The 18,962-nt window shown below is 72.7% G+C and carries 14 protein-coding genes; 2 read left to right on the top strand and 12 right to left on the bottom strand.

Features of this window, described 5'->3' with window-relative positions; genetic code table 11:
• Positions 1–86: 86 nt before the first annotated feature.
• A complete protein-coding gene (locus AB0N31_RS30690; protein WP_366061722.1) occupies positions 87–944 on the bottom strand; it encodes an ABC transporter ATP-binding protein in 858 nt (285 codons plus the stop codon).
• Positions 937–1,854, bottom strand: a complete 918-nt coding sequence (locus tag AB0N31_RS30685) for an ABC transporter permease (protein ID WP_366061721.1) — start codon at positions 1,852–1,854, stop codon at positions 937–939. Before AB0N31_RS30685 ends, AB0N31_RS30690 begins: the two co-directional genes overlap by 8 nt.
• Positions 1,855–2,260: 406 nt before the next feature.
• Between AB0N31_RS30685 and AB0N31_RS30680 the strand changes: the two genes are divergently transcribed.
• The gene (locus tag AB0N31_RS30680; RefSeq protein ID WP_366061720.1) at positions 2,261–2,887 is read left to right on the top strand and encodes a TetR/AcrR family transcriptional regulator; all 627 of its coding nucleotides are present in this window, start codon (positions 2,261–2,263) and stop codon (positions 2,885–2,887) included.
• Positions 2,888–2,942: 55 nt separating this feature from the next.
• On the opposite strand, the gene galE is transcribed toward AB0N31_RS30680, so the two are convergent.
• Together galE and AB0N31_RS30670 are read right to left on the bottom strand one after the other, a co-directional pair.
• On the bottom strand, positions 2,943–3,923 hold the full coding sequence (galE, locus tag AB0N31_RS30675; RefSeq protein WP_366061719.1) for a UDP-glucose 4-epimerase GalE: 981 nt from the start codon (positions 3,921–3,923) through the stop codon (positions 2,943–2,945).
• A gap of 183 nt (positions 3,924–4,106) precedes the next feature.
• Positions 4,107–4,655 carry a MarR family transcriptional regulator gene (locus tag AB0N31_RS30670; protein WP_366061718.1) on the bottom strand — a complete coding sequence of 183 codons (549 nt, stop codon included), beginning with the start codon at positions 4,653–4,655 and terminating at the stop codon, positions 4,107–4,109.
• 143 nt (positions 4,656–4,798) lie between these two features.
• Here AB0N31_RS30670 and AB0N31_RS30665 point away from each other — a divergent pair, with 143 nt between their 5' ends.
• On the top strand, positions 4,799–5,212 hold the full coding sequence (locus tag AB0N31_RS30665) for an organic hydroperoxide resistance protein (protein WP_363088587.1): 414 nt from the start codon (positions 4,799–4,801) through the stop codon (positions 5,210–5,212).
• Between the two features lie 6 nt (positions 5,213–5,218).
• Here the strand turns inward: AB0N31_RS30665 and AB0N31_RS30660 are convergent, their stop codons facing one another.
• The 8 genes from AB0N31_RS30660 to AB0N31_RS30625 form a co-directional block, all read right to left on the bottom strand.
• A complete protein-coding gene (locus tag AB0N31_RS30660) occupies positions 5,219–6,778 on the bottom strand; it encodes a hypothetical protein (protein WP_366061717.1) in 1,560 nt (519 codons plus the stop codon).
• Positions 6,779–6,841: 63 nt separating this feature from the next.
• Positions 6,842–8,119: a hypothetical protein gene (locus AB0N31_RS30655; protein ID WP_366061741.1), complete on the bottom strand. Its 1,278-nt coding sequence runs from the start codon at positions 8,117–8,119 to the stop codon at positions 6,842–6,844.
• Positions 8,120–8,121: 2 nt separating this feature from the next.
• Positions 8,122–10,338: a CDP-glycerol glycerophosphotransferase family protein gene (locus AB0N31_RS30650; RefSeq protein WP_366061716.1), complete on the bottom strand. Its 2,217-nt coding sequence runs from the start codon at positions 10,336–10,338 to the stop codon at positions 8,122–8,124.
• Positions 10,339–10,354: 16 nt separating this feature from the next.
• Positions 10,355–12,547: a bifunctional glycosyltransferase family 2 protein/CDP-glycerol:glycerophosphate glycerophosphotransferase gene (locus AB0N31_RS30645; protein WP_366061715.1), complete on the bottom strand. Its 2,193-nt coding sequence runs from the start codon at positions 12,545–12,547 to the stop codon at positions 10,355–10,357.
• Positions 12,548–12,630: 83 nt separating this feature from the next.
• Positions 12,631–14,883: a bifunctional glycosyltransferase family 2 protein/CDP-glycerol:glycerophosphate glycerophosphotransferase gene (locus tag AB0N31_RS30640; protein WP_366061714.1), complete on the bottom strand. Its 2,253-nt coding sequence runs from the start codon at positions 14,881–14,883 to the stop codon at positions 12,631–12,633.
• Between the two features lie 149 nt (positions 14,884–15,032).
• Positions 15,033–15,935 carry a carbohydrate ABC transporter permease gene (locus tag AB0N31_RS30635; RefSeq protein WP_366061712.1) on the bottom strand — a complete coding sequence of 301 codons (903 nt, stop codon included), beginning with the start codon at positions 15,933–15,935 and terminating at the stop codon, positions 15,033–15,035.
• Positions 15,932–17,215, bottom strand: coding sequence for a sugar ABC transporter permease (locus tag AB0N31_RS30630; protein WP_366061711.1), 1,284 nt, complete (start codon positions 17,213–17,215; stop codon positions 15,932–15,934). The genes AB0N31_RS30635 and AB0N31_RS30630 overlap by 4 nt, the downstream gene beginning before the upstream one ends.
• A gap of 70 nt (positions 17,216–17,285) precedes the next feature.
• Positions 17,286–18,665: an ABC transporter substrate-binding protein gene (locus AB0N31_RS30625; RefSeq protein WP_366061710.1), complete on the bottom strand. Its 1,380-nt coding sequence runs from the start codon at positions 18,663–18,665 to the stop codon at positions 17,286–17,288.
• Positions 18,666–18,962 lie beyond the last annotated feature (297 nt).

The raw sequence follows: 18,962 nt of genomic DNA, 5'->3' as shown, positions 1-18,962 counted from the left end.
AACCGGGACGAAAAGGGGGGTGCCCCCGAGCCTCGTGCGGCTCGGGGGCACCCCCCTTTTTTTCCCGGACCGGTGTGGGCGGGGCGTCAGGACTTCGCCGCGGCCGGGCGCTTCTTCTTCGGCTCGGTGAACGCCTCGTACTCCTTGAGGACCTCCTCGGTCGGGCCGTCCATGCGCAGCTCGCCGCGCTCCAGCCACAGCACCCGCTCGCAGGTCTCGCGGATCGAGCCGTTGCTGTGGCTGACCAGGAAGACCGTGCCGGCGTGCTCGCGCATCGCGCGGATGCGGTCCGCCGACCGCTGCCGGAACTTCGCGTCGCCGGTGGCCAGCGCCTCGTCGATGAGGAGGACGTCGTGGTCCTTGGCGGCGGCGATGGAGAACCGCAGCCGGGAGCCCATGCCGGAGGAGTACGTGCGCATCGGCAGGGAGATGAAGTCGCCCTTCTCGTTGATGCCCGAGAAGTCGACGATCTCCTGGTAGCGCTCCTTGATCTGCTCCCGGGTCATGCCCATGGCCAGGCCGCCCAGGTGGACGTTGCGTTCGCCGGTCAGATCGCTCATCAGGGCCGCGTTGACGCCGAGGAGGGACGGCTGACCGTCGGTGTAGATCCTGCCGTTCTCCACCGGCAGCAGGCCCGCGACCGCTTTGAGCAGCGTCGACTTGCCCGAGCCGTTGGTGCCGATCAGGCCGATCGCCTCGCCCTTGTACGCCACGAAGGAGACGTTCTTGACGGCGTGCACCGTGCGGACGCCCGCCGCCTTCTCGCTCTTCTTGCGGCGCACGATGCGGTTCAGGGCGGCGGTGGCGGAACCGCGGCCCCCGGTGGTGCCGTTGACGCGGTAGACGATGTCGACGCCGTCGGCGATGACGGTGGGGACGCGTTCGCCGGCGGTGCCGGTGCCGGTGCCGTCTGTGATGCGGGTCGGTGTCGTGTTGTCAGCCACGGCCGTACGTCTCCTCAGCCTTCCAGAAGTAGATGAAGCCGCCGACGCCCGCCAGCAGCGCCCAGCCGACCGCGGTCGCCCATACGTGCGGCGGGAGGCTGTCGGCGTGGAAACTGTCGATCAGCGCGAACCGCATCAGGTCGATGTAGACCGCCGTCGGGTTGGCCCGCAGCACGTCGGCGACCCAGGACGGCAGGTCGCTGTGCCGGCTGAGCAGGATGTCGATGCTCCACATCACGCCCGAGACGTACATCCAGGTGCGCAGCACGAACGGCATCAGCTGGGCGATGTCCGGGGTCTTCGCACCCAGGCGCGCCAGGATCAGCGAGACGCCCGCGTTGAAGGTGAACTGGAGCGTCAGCGCGGGGATCGCGAGCAGCCAGGACAGGGCCGGCGGCACCCCCACGACGAGCAGGATCAGCACCAGGGCGGCCATCGAGAACAGCAACTGCTGCAACTGCTGGAGGCAGAACGAGATCGGCAGTGCGGCCCGGGGGAAGTGCAGCGCCCGCACCAGGCCGATGTTGCCCGAGATCGCCTTGGTGCCCGCCATGATCGAACTCTGCGTGAACGTCCAGATGAACACCCCCGTGACCAGGAAGGGGATGTAGTCCGGGACGTTCTTCTTGGTCTGGAGCAGGACCCCGAAGATGAAGTAGTACACGGCCGCGTTCAGCAGCGGGGTCATCACCTGCCAGACCTGGCCCAGCCTCGCCTGGCTGTACTGCGAGGTGAGCTTGGCCGTGGCGAACGCGGTGATGAAGTGCCGGCGCGCCCACAGCTGGCGGATGTACTCGGGCAGGGAGGGGCGGGCGCCGCTGACCGAGAGGCCGTGCCGGGCCGCGAGGGCCGCGAGGTCTTCATGGGCCTCGGCCCGCGCCTGGGGCGGTGTGTGGAGGACCTGACTCACATCCGCTGCTTTCGCTCGGGGGGTGGGGGTGCGCGCGTCCGGCTGTCCCGCCGTCGGCCGGCGTTTTCTCACGCTTCTCATCACGTTTTCTTACGTCGGGACGGCACCGTATCGTCGCAACGCGAGCGTAGGCCGAGTGGGCGTCGGAACGCAACCGTTTCGTCGTCACGGGGCCGCGGGTTCGTTGCGGCGGTGAGACCGTTCCGAGGCGACAACGAGACCGGGGTGACGCCGGGACGAGACGCATCCGTCGCCGGGACGAGACCGTCGCGCCGCGACGATGGCACCGGTGCGTCACGGCCGGGGCGCCGGGGTCTCTCGCGGCGACGGCACCGTTTCGTCGTGACGCCACGACGCTTTGCGTAGGGACGGGACCGTATCGTCGTCACGCCCTATGCTGGTTCGCATGACGACGAACGCCGACGGGCCCCAGACGCGTCCTCGCCGCCGGGCCCCCGCGGGGGCGGCCGTGCTCCGTGAGGACGTGACGGAGGCCATCCGGGCGGCCGTGTTCGAGGAGCTCGCGACCGTCGGCTACGCGCGGATGTCCATCGAGGGCATCGCCCGCCGCGCCGGGGTGGGCAAGACGGCCGTGTACCGCCGCTGGCGCTCCAAGCTGCACCTCGTCCTGGACATCGTCTCGGCGATCGCCGTACAGGGCCTGCCGGCACCGGAGACGGGCAGCCTCGAAGGCGATCTGCGGGTGCTGTACGAGGTGACGTCACGGGCGCTGCGGCACCCCGTGGCCTCGCAGATCATCCCCGACCTCCAGGCCGAGGCGGCCCGCAACCCGGAGATCGCCGAGGCCATGCAGAAGGCGCTGCGGGACGGGCAGGAGGGCGTCGCCCTGAAGATCGTGGCGGCGGCGACCCGGCGCGGCGAGGTGCGCGGGGACCTGGACGACGAACTGGCGCTCGACCTCATCTCCGGACCGCTCTACTGGCGTTCCGTGGTGATCCGCAGTCCGAAGCTGCCCAAGGGGTACCTGGGCGCCCTGGCGCGGGCCACCGCGGAGGCGATCAAGGCGCTCTGAGCGGGTCCCCGGCGTACCCGGACGAGCCGTGGACGCGTCCCCCCCGGCGGCGCCGCTACGCCCGCGCCGCCTCGGGGTGCAGCCGTACCCAGCCCTCCCAGGCCGAGACGATCATGTCCTGGACGTCGAGCTTGGCCCTCCAGCCCAGTTCCGCGGCGGCGCGCTCGGCCGAGGCGACCACGCGGGCCGGGTCGCCCGGGCGGCGCGGGGTGACCGTCGGGGGCCGGTCGTAGCCGGTGACGGCGTTGACGCGGTCGATCATCTCGCGGACGGAGACGCCCTCCCCGCGGCCGATGTTGAGGGTGAGGTCCCGGCCGGAGGGGGCCTGGAGGGCGTGCGCGGCGGCGACGTGCGCCTCCGCCAGGTCGACCACGTGGATGTAGTCCCGCACGCAGGTGCCGTCCGGCGTGGGGTAGTCGTCGCCGAAGATGCGGGGCGCCGCGTCCTGGGTGAGGCGCTCGAAGACCATGGGGACCAGGTTGGACACGCCGGTGTCGGCCAGCTCGGGGCTCGCCGCGCCGGCCACGTTGAAGTAGCGCAGCGACGCCGTCGACAGGGGGGCGGCCCGGCCGGCGGCGCGGACCAGCCACTCCCCGGCCAGCTTCGTCTCGCCGTAGGGGGAGATCGGCGCGCACGGGGTCTCCTCCGTGACCAGGTCGACGTCCGGGGTGCCGTAGACGGCGGCCGAGGAGGAGAACACGAACGACGGGACCCCGGCCGCGGTGACCGCCTCCAGCAGGACGCGCAGTCCCTCCACGTTCTCCCGGTAGTAGTGCAGGGGCCGGTGCACCGACTCGCCGACCTGCTTCTTCCCCGCCAGGTGGACGACGCCGGTGGCGGCGTGCTCGGCGATGGTGCGGGAGACCAGCGGACCGTCCAGCGTGGAGCCCACCACGAGCGGCACCCCGGCCGGCACGCGCTCGGCGACGCCGGTGGACAGGTCGTCGTAGACCACCGCACGCTCGCCCGCTCCGGTCATCGCCCGTACGACGTGCGCCCCGATGTAGCCGGCGCCGCCCGTGATCAGCCAGGTCATGTCCTGATCCCCCCTCGTCGGTGAGTGGTGCGTCCGCCTCGTGAGCGACGGGTCGCACGGGAAAGCACCCGCGGTGGACCCGCGGGGGGCCGTCTCACAGTGAAGCAGGCGCCGGGCGCTCCCGCCGGGCCTGTGGACAGCCCTCGGACACCGGCGGCGCCTCGCGTCCCGTGGGTCCCCCGGTCACCGGTCGTCGCCGGCGTCCCCGGTCGGCTCCGCCCGCCGCGCGTCGCCGAGCTCCTCCTGCCGGGCTGCCCCGTCCAGCGCGGTGGTGAGCTGGTCGAGGCGTTCGCGCAGTTCGGCGATCTCCGCCAGTTCGAGGCCCGTCGCGGCGGCGATCCGGACCGGCACCCGCACCGCCCGCGCGCGCAGGGCGGTACCCGCCTCGGTCAGGTGGACCTCCACCGAGCGCTCGTCGCGGGCACTGCGCTCGCGACGCACCAGGCCGGCCGACTCCAGGCGCTTCAGCAGCGGCGAGAGCGTGCCGGAGTCCAGGCGCAGGTGCTCGCCCAGCTTCTTGACGGGCAGTTCGCCCTGCTCCCAGAGCACGAGCAGCACCAGGTACTGCGGGTAGGTCAGCCCGAGGTCCTTCAGGATCACGCGGTAGACGCCGTTGAAGGCGCGCGAGGCGGCCTGGAGGGAGAAGCAGATCTGGCTGTCCAGGCGGAGCCAGTTCTCCTGCGAGCCGGCGGCGTCGGCAGCGGCGGCATCGGGGGTCGACATCGGGGTCATGCCTCCAGAGTAGCTCTTGCGGGCCATTTAGTTGTGCCCAATTGAATTGTGTGCTCTACTTGTCGTCGTGAGGCCGCCCGGACGCGAACGGCGCGAGGGCGGGCCACCCCCGAACGCAGACTTCCGAGAGGGATGGTTCATCCATGGACGCGCTCTACACCGCAGTCGCCACCGCCACCCACGGCCGCGAGGGCCGCACCGTCTCCTCCGACGGCCGGATCGACCTCGGCCTGGCCATGCCGGTGGAGCTGGGCGGCGACGGTCAGGGCACCAACCCCGAGCAGCTCTTCGCCGCCGGTTACGCGGCCTGCTTCGGCAGCGCCCTCGGCCTGGTCGGCCGGCAGGCCAAGGTCGACCTGGCCGACGCCGCCGTGACCGCCGAGGTCGGCATCGGCAAGCAGGGCGAGGGCTTCGGCCTCAAGGTCGCCCTCCGCGTCGAGCTGCCGGACAGCGTGGACGAGGCGACCGGCCGCAAGCTGGTCGAGCAGGCCCACCAGGTCTGCCCGTACTCCAACGCCACCCGCGGCAACATCGAGGTCGACCTCGTCATCGAGTGACCGGCGTCACGGAGCGACCCGCGCCAGCACCTCGCCCGTCTCCCGGCTCCACGCCACCACCACGGCCTCCTCGGGCACCCGGTGCCAGCGCGTGAGCAGCAGCCAGCGGACCCGGTGACGGCGGACGATCGCCGACCGCTCGGCGCGGGTCGACTCCGGGGCGAGGTAGGCGCGTACGTCCGCGAGCCGCCGCAGCCGCTCCCGCTCGTCCAGGGCCGCGTCCGGCCAGGCGGGGGCGGCGAGGTTCGGCCCGTACCCGGCGATCATGTGGACGGCGTAGTAGCCGTCCGCGACGACCACCTCGCCGGGCGCCATGTACCGGGCGGCCCAGTCGTACGCCGGCCAGCGCGGCGGCTGGGCGAAGCCGACCGGGTCCACCGCGCGCGGGACGACCGCCCCGGCCTGCACGGTGAGGAAACCGACGCAGGCCGCGACCGCCGCGACCGCCCCCAGCACCCGCCGCCCCGCGCCCCACGGCCGGGGCGCCGCCAGTTCCACCGCGAGCGCGAACTGGAGCGGCACGAGCGTGAGCCCGAGGATCCGCCCGTAGGTGTAGTGGCCGCTGACCCAGCCGTACGCCACCACCAGGACGTCCAGGGCGAACATCAGCACCAGCGGATCGCGGACGCCGTTCCTGCGGCCCCGCAGCCACAGCGCCGGCACGCCCGGCAGCGCCAGCCAGAAATGCCCGGCGAGCCCCTCGTACAGCCGCCGGTGCATCGCGTCGACGCTGCCGTCGCCGGCCAGCGCGAACACGTCGAAGTACGGCCACGCGGCGGCGGTCAGCAGGGCCGCCGTGCCCATGAGGGCCCAGCGCAGCACCACCGCCGGGCGCCGGCCGCGCTGCCGGCCCGCCACGAAGGCCACACCCCCGGTCACCGCCGCCACCGCCGTGATCGGGTGCACCAGCAGGATCACCCCGTACAGGCCGCCCAGCGCCACGTACCCGGCGAAGCCGCGCAGCCCGCTCGGGCCCACGAACCGCACGGCCCGCGCGTCACGCGCGCGCGTGGCGGTCCACGCCCAGGCCCAGAACGCGAGCCCGATGGCGAAGGTCGACGGATAGCCGAGGTTGCCGGTCATCGACATCAGGTTGAGATAACCGCTCCACCAGGCCCGTTCGGTGCCCCACAGCAGGGTCATCGCCGCCAGCGCCAGCACCGGCGCCCACGGCCGCGGCGTGAGCGCGCGCGTGAGGCGGCCGACGCCGGTCAGCAGCACCGCCAGGTTGACCGGGCCGGCCACCCGCAGCACCTCCCAGCCCGACAGCCCGGTCAGCCGCGCGAACACCCCCTGCACCACCGCGTACGGCGAGTAGTACGGGCTGCCCGCGCCCGGCAGGTCGCCCGTCGGATGGCGCGGGTCGAACAGGTCGGCCCGCAGCCGTTCGACGACCGCCGCGTGCTGCCCGGCGTCGCAGCACAGCGGCACGCGCCAGTACGCCAGCGACATCACCAGCCAGAACAGGAACCCGAAGACCTGGTAGGGCGTCGGACGCGGACCGCGCCCGCCGTACAGCGCCGTCGCGCCGCGCACGGGACGCCAGGTCAGGACGCCGACGCTCATCGGACCGGAACAAAGAGGGGCATTGGCGGTATGTTCCCGCCCGCGTCAATAGCCTCGCGTCCGTCACCTCATCGAGTGAGTCCGATCGGGCCGTTCCTGCGCCGGCAGCGCCACCCGGCCCCGCACCAGCGGCTCCAGCAGCAGCGGCAGCCCCAGCACCGGAAGCAGCCAGGCCAGCACGATCAGCCGCCCGCCCCAGATGGCGATGTCGGGGTGCCCGGCCTGGGTGAGGAACCCGGTGGACGCGGCCGCCACCACGAGCACACCGAACGCCCGCCGCGGCCCGCGCAGCGCCCCCCACGCCCCGCCCGCCAGCGCCGCCGCGAACAGCGGCTCCCACAGCTGCCGGCGCAGCCACTCCGGCCAGAACCGCTGCTGCAACTGCCAGAACTCCGGCCAGGGCCGCTCCCGGTCCAGCCGCGTGAAGTGCCGGGTCAGCAGGTCCTGGAGGCTCTCCGACTCCGACGGGTACCGCAGCAGTCCGGCGAGCAGCAGCGTCACCGCCGCCCCGCCCGCGCCCGCCGCGGCCACCGCCACGGCCCCGCGCCCCACCGGCCGCCCCCGCCGCCGGCGCCGTACCGCGATCAGCGCGCCCGCGGCCGCCAGGGCGAGCCCGAGGAACAGGGCCTGCGAGTGCTTGACCGCGAACAGGGCCGCCAGCGCGCCGACCGTCGTCCACACCCCCGCCCGCACCCGCCCGTCCAGGGCCAGCGCGCCGCCCCACACCGCCACGAGGGTCAGCGCCAGCATCAGGCCCTCGGCCATCGGGCGCATCGCGGTCGTACCGACCGGCAGGACGTAGTACAGGGCCTGCCCGGTCAGGCAGACCCCGGCCGGAGCCTGCAGGGTGCGCAGGACCAGGAAGACCAGCACCCCGCCCGCCACCGCCGCCGTGACCCCCGCCGCCCACATCCCCCAGGTCACGCCGAACAGGGTGAGGAACGGCACGAGGAACAGCGGGTAGCCCGGCCGCGCCTCGAAGATCCGCATGAAGCGGTCCGGCATGAACGGCACCGTGTGCCCGCCGGTCTGCCCCGCCGCCAGCCGCGCCCCGACGGTGCGCCACTCCCGCTCCCGGCACGCGGCGAGCACCTCGGCACCCGGGTCGGCCCGGTGGAACCGCACCACGTCCACGCTCTGCCGCCGGGCCGCGATCGAGGCCTCGCCCTCGCACGCCCAGTCGATCGTCGCCGCGGCCGCCTCCTGCTTGCCGTCCCCGCGCAGGCTCAGCGCGTACGACAGGTAGTTCTTGCTGTCCGGGGTGTCCCGGCCGGTGACGTTCGCGAGCTGGAGCAGCGCGTACGCCACGGCCAGGACGAGCACCCAGGAGCGCGGGCGCAGCCTCACCTGGACGCCAGCACGTCACCCGCGACGGCCGGTGCGGGCACCCGGGCCGTGGCGGGGCCGGTCATCTCCTCGCCCAGCAGCAGCGTCCGCACCACCCGCTCCGCGGCCAGCCCGTCGTCGTACACGCAGAACCGCTCCCGGAAACCGGCCCGCAGCCGCGCCGACTCCTCGTCGCGCCAGCTCCCCGAGGCCATCAGGGAGGCCAGCTCCCGGTAGCTGCGCGAGACGTGGCCCGGCGCCTCGGCGGTGATGTCGAAGTAGGTGCCCCGGCTCGCCGCGTACGCGGCCCAGTCGTCGGCGTGCACCACGATCGGCCGGTCCAGGTGGGCGTAGTCGAACATCAGGGCCGAGTAGTCGGTGACCAGGACGTCGGAGGCGAGCATCACCTCCTCGACGTCCGGGACGTCCGTCGCGTCGACGACGACGCCGCGCCGGTGCAGGTCGGACAGGCCCGTCCCGCGCGCGTGCCCGGCCGCCAGGGACGGGTGCAGCCGCACCACCAGGGTGTGGCCCTCGCCGAGGTCGGCGGCGAACCGGGCCAGGTCGATCCGGTCCACGTGGCCGCCGCGGACGTACTCCCGGCGGGTCGGCGCGTACAGCACCACCGTGTGGTCCGCGGGGATGCCGAGGCGGGCGCGGGCCCGCGGACCGGCCTGCGCACCGGCGCCCACCAGCACGTCGTTGCGCGGACTGCCGGTGCGCGCGGAGGCGAAGTGGCAGGGATAGGCCCGCTCCCACACCAGCTCGGAGTACGGGTTGGCGACCAGGCTGTGGTCCCAGCGGTCGGCGCGGCGCAGCATCTGCGGCACGTCCACGCCGAACCGGGCGCCGGGCCGGTCCAGCAGGTCGGCCGCCATGTACTTCAGCGGAGTGCCCTGGTGGGTGTGGATGTGGACGCTGCCGGGGCGCTTGACGAGGCTGCCGGGCCAGTTGACGTTGTTGACGAAGAAGCCGGCCCGCGCGGTCACCCGGCGGTAGGCGGGGGAGTCCAGCAGCACGTGCTCGACCCCCTCCGGGAGCCGGGCCGCCGTCTCCTCGTCCCGAACGACCCACACCCCGCGCAGCTGCGGGGCGATCTCGCGCGCCTTGCGGTACACGGCGCCCGGGTCGCCGAGGACGCCCCGGTGCGAGAACGCCGAGTACACCACCAGCCGCGGATCGAGCGGGCGCCGGGCCTGCACGGCGCCCACGCCCCGGCGGACGCGCCCTGCGGCCGCCCCGCGCGCCTGCGCGGCCCGCCGGGCGATCTCCCGCCCGGCGCGCGCGCCCTGCCGCCGGGCCGCGTAGGCGGCGTACGGCCCCCGCAGCACGCGCAGCCCGGCGGGCACCGGCTCGCCGGCCGGGCGGTGCCGGGCGAACAGCTCGGCCGTCCGGCGGAAGAACTCGCGCCGGTCGGAGGGGGGCAGCCGGTCCGGCTTGGCGAGGATGTCCAGACAGTGCTCGCCCATCTTGCGGTGCAGGTAGGGCCGCCAGTCCGCCAGCTCGGGGCGGGAGTCCACGAAGGCGAAGACCCGCTCGTACTGGTCGTGGACGTCGAAGTGCTTGCGGCTGGTGGTGGACAGGATGTTGCCCTGGCGGCGCTGGCGGTAGTTCAGGCAGATCCGGTCGAGCGTGGCGATCCGCCGCGCGCTGAGCATGACCGGGAAGGTCCAGGGGGTGTCCTCGTAGTAGCCGGGCGGGAAGCGGAACCCGTTGTCCTCGACGAAGTCCCGCCGGTACACCTTGTTCCACACGACCATCAGCAGGTCGAGGATCTCCGGGTGCTCGGCTGCGGTGAACGGGGCGTCCCCGCACTCCGCGAGGACGTGCGCGAGGGCGTTGCGGCGGGTGCCGCCCCACCAGTAGGTGCGGGCGTAGTCGAAGACCAGCACCTCCGGTCCCGCGGCCTCGTCGAGGCGGTCGGCCATGGCGCGCAGGGCACCCGGCGTGAGGGTGTCATCGCTGTCCAGGAAGAACAGGTAGTCGCCGCTCGCGTGCGGCAGACCCGCGTTGCGGGCGCGGCCGAGGCCCACGTTCTCCGGCAGGTGCAGGACCCGCACCCGGTCGTCGCGGGCCGCGTACTCGTCGAGGATCGCGCCGCAGCCGTCGGGGGAGCGGTCGTCGACGGCGATCACCTCGAGATCCCGGTACGACTGCTCCAGGACCGAGTCGAGGCACTCGCGCAGGAAGCCCTGCACCTTGAAGCAGGGGACGATGATGCTGAAGCGGGGCACTGCGGGAGTCAGCTCCTTACGAGATCACGAGAGGGGAGGCGGCGGGGGCCGGGACGCGCTCGGCGAGCGGCCGCACGGGCTCGATCGCCTCCGCCGGCTCGCCGAGCAGCACCCGGCGCACCACGCGCTCGGCGGCCCGGCCGTCGTCGAACTGGCAGAAGCGGGCCCGGAAGACGTTTCTGAGCGACCGGGACGCCTCCGAGGCGTAGGTGCCGTCGGCGAAGACGCGGGCCAGCTCCTCGGGCGTGCGGGCGACCGGGCCCGGCGGCGCCGCCAGCAGGTCGAAGTACACGCCCCGGGTCTCGGTGTAGACGTCCCAGTCGTCGGCGTACACCACGATCGGGCGGTCCAGGTTGGCGTAGTCGAACATGATCGACGAGTAGTCGGTGACCAGCGCGTCGGCGGCCAGGCACACGTCCTCGGAGGAGCGGTGCGCGGTCACGTCGATGATCCGGCCGGAGCCCCGGCGCGCCCCCCGGTCGTAGAAGTAGTGCGCCCGCAGCAGGACGACGACGTCGTCGCCGGCCGCCTCGCAGAACGCCTCCAGGTCCAGGCCGGGGTCGAAGCCGGTCCGGTGGTCGCGGTGGGTGGGCGCGTACAGCACGGCCGTCCTCCCCTCCGGCACGCCCAGCTCGCGCCGGACGCGGGCGACGTCCTCGGCGGTCGCCGTGTAGAAGACGTCGTTGCGCGGATAGCCGTACTCCAGCTGCTCGTACGAGCCGGGGAAGGCGCGTTCCCACATCTGGGTGGAGTGGGTGTTGGAGGACAGGTTGTAGTCCCAGCGGTCGACGCGGCCCAGCAGCTTGGTGAAGCTGCCGGTCGCCGCCGCCACCACCGGGTACGTCGACTGGTCGACGCCCATCTTCTTCAGCGGGGTGCCGTGCTGCGTCTGCAGGTGCACGCTGCCCTCGCGCTTGACCACGCCCTCCGCGAAGTTGGCGTTGTTGACCAGGTACTTGGCGCGCGCCAGGAGCCGCCAGGCACGACGGCTGCCGATCACGGCGTGGTCGATCCCCGGCGGTACGGCGTGCGCCTGGCCGGGCTCGACGAGGAACACCGAGCGGATGTGCGGAGCGAGTTCGGCGGCCTTGGCGTGGATCGCGGCGGGGCTGCACGCGTAACCCCGGCCCCAGTACGCGCAGTACACCGCCAGGTGGGGATCGACGGGGCGGCGCAGCTGGAGCCGGTAGTACAGCCGGGTGCGCAGTCCGCGGGGGCGCGGGACGCGCAGGGCGGCCGCCGACACCTTCCGGTTGACGCCCCGCAGCGCACGGAACGCCGTGTACGCCCCCGCCGCCAGCAGCCGGTGCTGCACGCCGAGGCTCCCGCCCGGCACGCGGAACCCGGCCGGCCGGTGCCGCCGGTAGAGCGCGGTCGCCCGGCGGAAGAACGCGCGGCGACCGGAGGCGGGCAGCCGGGCCGGATGTGCGGCCGTCTTCAGGACGGCGGCGAAGAGCTGGGCGAACAGGGCACCGCGGAAGCCGCGTCCGGCGGCCCTGGTGAGCACCAGGTCCGTCTGTGCCAGCAGGTCGGCGTGGTGCTCGCCCGGCAGGTCGAGCCGGCTGCCCTGCCGCCGCAGCAGATGCCGTACGACGACGCGGCGCAGCACCGCGACCCGCTCGGCGTGCACGGTGACCAGGCCGCCGAAGCCGAGGTCCGTGAAGGGCCCTTCGGGGAAGACGAGCCGGTGCGCGGTGAGGAAGTCGCGCCGGTGGACGGCGCTGCACACGGGCAGCCGCACACCGGTCACCTCGGGGGCCTCGCCGGGGCCGAAGGCTCCTTGGGGCGCCCCGGCGAACAGCGGGGCCGCCGGGTTGGCCGGCTCGCCCTCCCACCACGGGGTGCGCTCGTGCTCGGCGTACAGGACGTCGACCTCGCCCGTCTCGGTCAGCCGGGCGTCCAGCGCGTCCAGCGCGCCCGGCGCGAGCGTGTCGTCACCGTCCAGGAACAGCAGGTACGCGCCGGTGGCCGCCCGCAGACCGGTGTTGCGCGCCCCCGCGAGCCCCGCCTCCGGCGGCGAGAACACCGGCGTCACCCGGCCGTCCAGTCCGGCGTACCCGGCGGCGACGGCCGCGGCCGGGGCGTCGGGCGCGTCGCAGACCGGGATCAGCTCGAAGTCGCCGAACGACTGGCCGAGGACGGAGTCCAGTGCCAGGGGCAGCCGGCCGGCTGCCCCGTGGGACGGAACGATGATGCTGAAGCGGGGCATGCTGCTCTTTCTGTGTCTGGCTTGTCCGTGTCGGGTGACTGCCGGTGACCGTCGGTGAGGCTTCCCGCACGGCTGCGCGGCTTCTAGTGGCTGGTGACGCGGGGGCTCGACGGCTGCGGCACGGTGGCCAGCGCGGGGCGCGTGTGCGTCGCCGCCGCCGACGGCACGGGGCGGCGCTCGGCGAGCGGCACGACGGGCGGCAGGTCCGTCTCGCCCAGCACGATCCGCCGTACGACGCGCTCGGCGGCGCGTCCGTCGCCGTACGGGCAGAACCGCTCGCGGAACGCGGCGCGCAGCCGGGCCGCACGGGAGTCGTGCCAGTGGCCGGCCGTGAAGATGTCGACCAGTTCGTCCTCGGTGCGGGCGACCGCGCCCGGCGGGAAGGCGCGCACGTCGAAGTAGGTGCCGCGGGCCGCCTCGTAGGCCTCCCAGTCCTCCGCGTGGATGACGATCGGGCGGTCCAGGTCGGCGTAGTCGAACATGATCGACGAGTAGTCGGTGACCAGGACGTCCGAGGCCAGGCAGAGGGACTCCACGCTCGGGTGGCCGCTGACGTCGATGACCCGGCCGTCCGCGGGCAGGGCGACGGGCTGCCCGTAGTGGGCGCGGGCCAGGATCACGAAGCGCGGGCCCAGCCGGTCCGGGAGCCGTTCCAGGTCGAGTCCGGCCCGCTGGGTGCGGCGGTAGTCGCGGTGGGTGGGGGCGTACAGGACGGCCACCGTGTCGCGGGGGATCCCGAGCTCCTCGCGCAGCCGGGCCACGTCCGCGGCGGTGGCCCGCTGGAAGACGTCGTTGCGGGGATAGCCGTACTCCAGCGTGGTGTAGCCGCCGGGGTAGACGCGCTCCCAGGTCAGGGTGGTGTGGCGGTTGGCGGACAGGACGTAGTCCCACTTGTCGACGCCCCTCAGCAACTCCGCGAAGTCCATGTCGCGGGCCGCCGCGGGACGCTCCTGAAGGTCGAGGCCCATGTGCTTGAGCGGGGTGCCGTGCTGGGTCTGCACGAAGACCTGGCCGGGGCGCTTGACCAGCCGCCGGTCGAAGTTGACGTTGTTCACCAGGTACGTGGAGCGCGCCAGCGCCGTCCAGTAGGCGGCCGTGCCGGGACGCAGCGGGCGCGTGCCGGGCGGGACGGTGTGCTGGTGCTCGGGGAGGGCGATCCACGCCGTGCGCACCTGCGGCGCGAAGGCCCGGAACGCGCTCTCCAGCGCGCCCGGGTTGCAGCCGTGACCGCGGCCCCAGTAGGCGGCGAAGACGGCCCGGTCGGCGTGCAACGGCAGGCGCAGCTGGATCCGGTAGTGGGCCTGGAGGCAGACGGCCCGGAGCACGCGGGCCAGTCGCGCGGCGAGGCCGCGGAGGCGGCGGCGCAGGACCATGGCCGCCTGGAGGGTGCGGTAGGTGCGGTGCAGGCCGAAGTGGACCAGACCGTGGCGCAGCCGGGAGCGCAGCGGGACGGGCGCGCCGGGGGTGCGGTGACGGAGGTAGTGGGCGCGGGCCCGGCGCAGGAACTCGCCGCGGGAACCGCGCGGCAGCCGGTCCGGCCTGGTGAACACGGTCGTCAGGTGGTCGACCATGCGGCGGAACAACACCGGTCGCCAGTGCGCGAGTTCGGGCTGCCGGTCGATGAACGCGAACACCCGGTCGTACTGGTCGAAGACGTCGAAGTGCCGGCGGCTGGTGGTGGAGAGGATGTTGCCGCCGCGGCGCCGCCGGTAGTGGACGCAGACCCGGTCCAGCGTCGCGATCGACCCCGCGGACATCAGCGCCGGGTAGGTCCAGGGGGTGTCCTCGTAGTAGCCGGGCGGGAAGGTCAGGCCGGTCCGCTCGACGAACTCCCGCCGATAGGCCTTGTTCCAGGCGACCATCAGCACCCTGAGCAGCCCCGGCCGGTCCTCCAGCCGGAAGGGCGCCGGGCCCCGCTCGGTGAGGTGCTCGGCGAACCTGTTGCGCTCGGTCTCACCCGTCCAGAACGCGGTGGCGTGGTCGTACACCAGCACGTCCGGCTCGCCGGTGTCCTTCAGCCGGTCGGCGATCGCGCGCAGCGCGCCCGGGGTGAGCGTGTCGTCGGAGTCGAGGAACAGCAGGTAGTCGCCGCCGGCCTGGGCGATGCCCGCGTTGCGCGCGCCGCCCAGTCCGGCGTTCTCCGGCAGGTGCAGGGCGCGCACGCGCGGGTCGCGGGCCGCGAACTCGTCGATGATCTCGCCGCACGCGTCCGGCGAACGGTCGTCGACGGCGATCAGCTCGAGATCGGTGTACGACTGGGACAGCACGGATTCGAGGCACTCGTGCAGGTACGCCTGAACCTCGTACGCGGGGACGATGACACTGAACCTGGGCAAGGGACATCCATGGGTCGGCGCGGACGACAGGGCCTGGTCCGAGCAACGGCCGATGGAGTGACTTGGTTACGTATCCCTACGGCATCCGGGGGACACCGGGTGAACGGGGAGGGGCGGGCCGGTGGCGCCCACCCCCCCTGCCGCAGCGCCTATTTGACCGCGCCGGCCATCACGCCGGACACGAACTGCCGCTGGAAGGCGAAGAACACGGCCAGCGGGACCACCATCGAGATGAACGCGCCGGGCGCCAGCACGTCGATGTTGTTGCCGAACTGCCGTACCTGGGTCTGGAGGGCGACCGTGATCGGCTGGCTGTCGGCGTCGGTGAACACCAGTGCCACCAGCATGTCGTTCCACACCCACAGGAACTGGAAGATGCCGAGGCTCGCGATCGCCGGTCCGCCCAGCGGCATCACGACCCGTGTGAACAGGCGCAGTTCACCGGCACCGTCCAGACGGGCCGCCTCCAGCAGCTCACGGGGGATCTCCGCGAAGAAGTTCCGCAGCAGGAACACCGCGAACGGCAGACCGAAGCCCACGTGGAAGAGGACCACGCCGAGGACGGAGCCGAACAGGCCCACCTTGCCGAACAGTTCGGCGATCGGGATCAGCGCCACCTGCACGGGCACCACCAGCAGACCGACCACCGCCAGGAACCACCAGTCGCGGCCCGGGAACTCCATCCACGCGAACGCGTATCCGGCGAGCGAGCCGATGACCACGACCAGGACCGTCGCCGGGACGGTGATCAGCACCGTGTTGAGGAGGGAGTCGGTGATGTCGCCGTTCTCCAGCAGCTTCTGATAGCTGTCCACGGTGAGCTGGGACGGCTCGGCGAACACCTTCCACCAGCCGCTCGCACTCATGTCCTCGGGGGAGCGCAGCGAGGAGATCAGCAGACCGATCGTCGGCACCAGCCAGAACAGGCCGACCAGGATCAGGCAGACCCGGACGGCACCGCCGCCCAGCTTCTCCACGATCCGTGCGGCCGGCGAACGCTTCGCCCTCACGGTCTCCACGGGGGCTTCGACCGTCCCGACGGGCGCCTTCATCGCCGTACCTCCCGTCGCAGCCGACGTACGTTGAACCACATCACCGGGATCACCAGCAGCAGCAGGAACACCGCGATGGCGCTGGCGATGCCCGGCTGGTCCTCGGAGAAGCCCTTGCGGTACAGCTCCAGGGCGAGCACGTTCGCGTCGTCCTGGGAGGAGCCGGGGGCGATGATGAAGACCAGGTCGAACACCTTCAGGACGTTGATCATCAGGGTCACGGCGACCACCGCGAGGACCGGCGCGAGCAGCGGCACGGTGACCCTGCGGAACACCTGCCACTCGTTCGCCCCGTCCACCCGCGCCGCCTCCATCAGTTCCCGCGGCACGCTCGCCAGCCCGGCCGCGATCAGCACCATCGCGAAGCCGGCCCACATCCAGATGTACGACCCGATGATGGCCGGGGTGACCAGGGACGGGCCGAGCCAGTCCAGGCCGTTGTAGGTCTCCGCGAAGTTGCTCGCGGGCAGGCGCAGCCGCGCCCCGTCGGCCGCCGCGGGCAGGGTGAAGGTGCCGTCGTCGGCCGCGGTGGCCGACGCCACGACCTTGCCGTCCTTGACGGCCTCGATCCGCATCCCGGCGTAGCCCAGTTCGGACGGGTCGGGGGCGCCGAGCGTGCCGACGCCCTCGCCGCGGGTGAAGTCCTGCCAGGTCGTGCCGGTGACCCTGCCCGGTTCGGGCTCGGCCGGCGCGGCCTTCTCCGCGCCGCCGGGCATCTGGTCCGGGGCCACGCCGACCAGCGGCAGGAAGACCGGCTCGCCCGCCCGGACCGGCTCCGCGGTGAGGAACCCGCCGCCCTTCGCGGGCTCCAGCGGGGACCGGCGGCCCGGGTGGGCCTTGGGGAACGCCGACGACTGCGCGAACGTGTCGTGCACGCCCACCCACACCGCGTTCGCCACGCCCTTGTCCGGGTCCTGGTCGTACACCAGCCGGAAGATGATGCCGGCGGCGAGCATCGAGATCGCCATCGGCATGAAGACGACGAGCTTGAACGCCGTTCCCCAGCGGACGCGTTCGGTCAGCACCGCGAAGATCAGGCCGAGGGCGGTCGCCACGGTCGGCGCGAACACCACCCACAGCACGTTGTTCTTCAGCGCCGTGCGGATGCCGTCGTCGGTGAACAGGGCCCGGTAGTTGTCGATGCCGGCGAAGCCGTCGCCGGACTGGTCGTAGAAACTGCGCACGACCGAGTACCCGATCGGGTAGACCACGAGCGCGCCCAGCAGCACCAGGGCGGGCAGCAGGAACAGGGCTGCCACCGTCCTGCGGGTGCCGGTCACGCTTCCGCGCGAGCGAGGAGGGGCGGGGGCTCCGGGAGCCCCCGCCGCACCGGCCGATGCCATGACCGGCTCAGTTCCCGTACGCCGCTGCCGCGTCCGACTCCAGCTTCGCCTGGATGCCGGCCACGTCCGTCGGGTTCTTCAGGAAGTCCTGGAGGTCCTTCCACTCGCCCTTGCCTGGCGTGCCGCCGAACGCCTGCGGGGCCTGGTCGGACATGTCGAACCGGAAGTCGTCGCCCGCCGCTACCAGCGCCTCGGCGATCTTGCGCTGCACGTCGTTCGGGTACGCCGCCGGGTCGACGTTCTTGTTCGGCGAGAGGTAGCCGCCCAGCTTCGCCTGGATCTCCGCCGCGTCCGGCGAGGCCAGGAAGGTCGCCAGCGCCTGCGCGCCCTTGGAGTCCTTCAGGATGACCGCCGCGTCACCGCCGGAGACCACCGGCGCGGTGTCGCCGACCTTCGGGAACGGGAACACCTTCGCGTCCGTGCCGATCTTCGCGTCCGTCTGCGCGATGTTGACCTGCACGAAGTCGCCCTCGTAGACCATCGCGGCCTTGGGCTGGTCACCGCCGGTGAAGGTCTGGGTGACGGAGTTCGGGAACTGCGTCTGGAGGGCACCGTCGGCGCCGCCCGCCACGTAGTCCTTCTTGCCCCAGATCTGCGCGAGCGTGGTCAGCGCCTCCTTCACGGAGGGGTCCGTCCACTTGATCTCGTGCTTGGCCAGCTGGTCGTACTTCTCCGGGCCCGCCTGGGAGAGGTACACGTTCTCGAACCAGTCGGTCAGCGGCCAGCCGTCCGCGCCGGGGATCGAGAACGGGGTGACGCCGGAGTCGTAGACGGTCTGAGCGGTCGTCAGCAACTCGTCCCAGGTCTTGGGCTCGCTCGCGCCCGCGTTCTCGAAGACCTTGGCGTTGTACCAGACCAGGGACTTGTTGGCGGCCTTGTAGTAGACGCCGTACTGCTCCGTGCCGACCTTGCCGATGTCCTGCCAGCCCTGCGAGTAGTTCTTCCGGAGCTCCTCGAGGGCCTCGGCGCCCAGCGGCTTGGCCCACTTCTTGTCCACGGCCTGCTTGATGGCGCCCGGCTGCGGCAGCATCGCCACGTCCGGGGGCTGGCCACCCGCGATCTTCGACCCGAGGAAGTTGATGATCGGGTCCTGCGCCGGTACGAAGGTGACCTTCGCGCCGGTGCGCTTCTCGAACTCGGCCAGCACCTTCTTGAAGTTGGCCTGCTCCGGGCCCGTCCAGACGGCCGCGACCTCCAGTGTCGTGCCGTCCAGCTTCGGAAGGGCGAGGGTGCTGCCGGACGCCTTGGTGCCGGTGCTCTCGCCGCCGTCGCTCTTGTCGTCGTCGCTGCCGCACGCGGTGAGCGAGAGCGCGAGTGCTCCCGCGAGGACGCCGGCGGCTGCCTTCACGGTCCTGCGTATGCGGATGGTGTTGCTCGTGCTGCGCATCACTGCCCCGTTCTTCGTTCCTCGTCGAACGTTGAGCGCTGTCCCGGTGCACTGGTCTACGCCGGGCGCCCGTGGGTCGGCAAGTACGCATGCCGTGTCAAGCGAGCGATCGTGACCGCCTCGTGATGCCCTTCCCGAACGCCGGGCGGGCCGGGGCCCCCGTGACAGGCGCCGAAAAGCACAGGTGTCCGGGGTCGGCACCCGCCTAGGGCGTGTTTCGAAAGTAGCGTCGTCTGCCCGAAGGGCAGGCCCGGCGGCGTCTGGTGCGTGCGATCGCAAGGCGGAGGGTCGCCCCGA

This window comes from Streptomyces sp. NPDC051051 (assembly GCF_040682975.1).
GTDB lineage: Bacteria > Actinomycetota > Actinomycetes > Streptomycetales > Streptomycetaceae > Streptomyces.
This window is presented reverse-complemented; position numbering and strand designations above follow the sequence as displayed.

Coding starts and splice junctions, on each gene's coding strand:
- AB0N31_RS30680 (WP_366061720.1), top strand. CDS start 2,261: ATGACGACGAACGCCGACGGGCCCCAGACGCGTCCTCGCCGCCGGGCC.
- galE (WP_366061719.1), bottom strand. CDS start 3,923: ATGACCTGGCTGATCACGGGCGGCGCCGGCTACATCGGGGCGCACGTC.
- AB0N31_RS30670 (WP_366061718.1), bottom strand. CDS start 4,655: ATGACCCCGATGTCGACCCCCGATGCCGCCGCTGCCGACGCCGCCGGC.
- AB0N31_RS30665 (WP_363088587.1), top strand. CDS start 4,799: ATGGACGCGCTCTACACCGCAGTCGCCACCGCCACCCACGGCCGCGAG.
- AB0N31_RS30660 (WP_366061717.1), bottom strand. CDS start 6,778: ATGAGCGTCGGCGTCCTGACCTGGCGTCCCGTGCGCGGCGCGACGGCG.
- AB0N31_RS30645 (WP_366061715.1), bottom strand. CDS start 12,547: ATGCCCCGCTTCAGCATCATCGTTCCGTCCCACGGGGCAGCCGGCCGG.
- AB0N31_RS30635 (WP_366061712.1), bottom strand. CDS start 15,935: ATGAAGGCGCCCGTCGGGACGGTCGAAGCCCCCGTGGAGACCGTGAGG.
- AB0N31_RS30625 (WP_366061710.1), bottom strand. CDS start 18,665: ATGCGCAGCACGAGCAACACCATCCGCATACGCAGGACCGTGAAGGCA.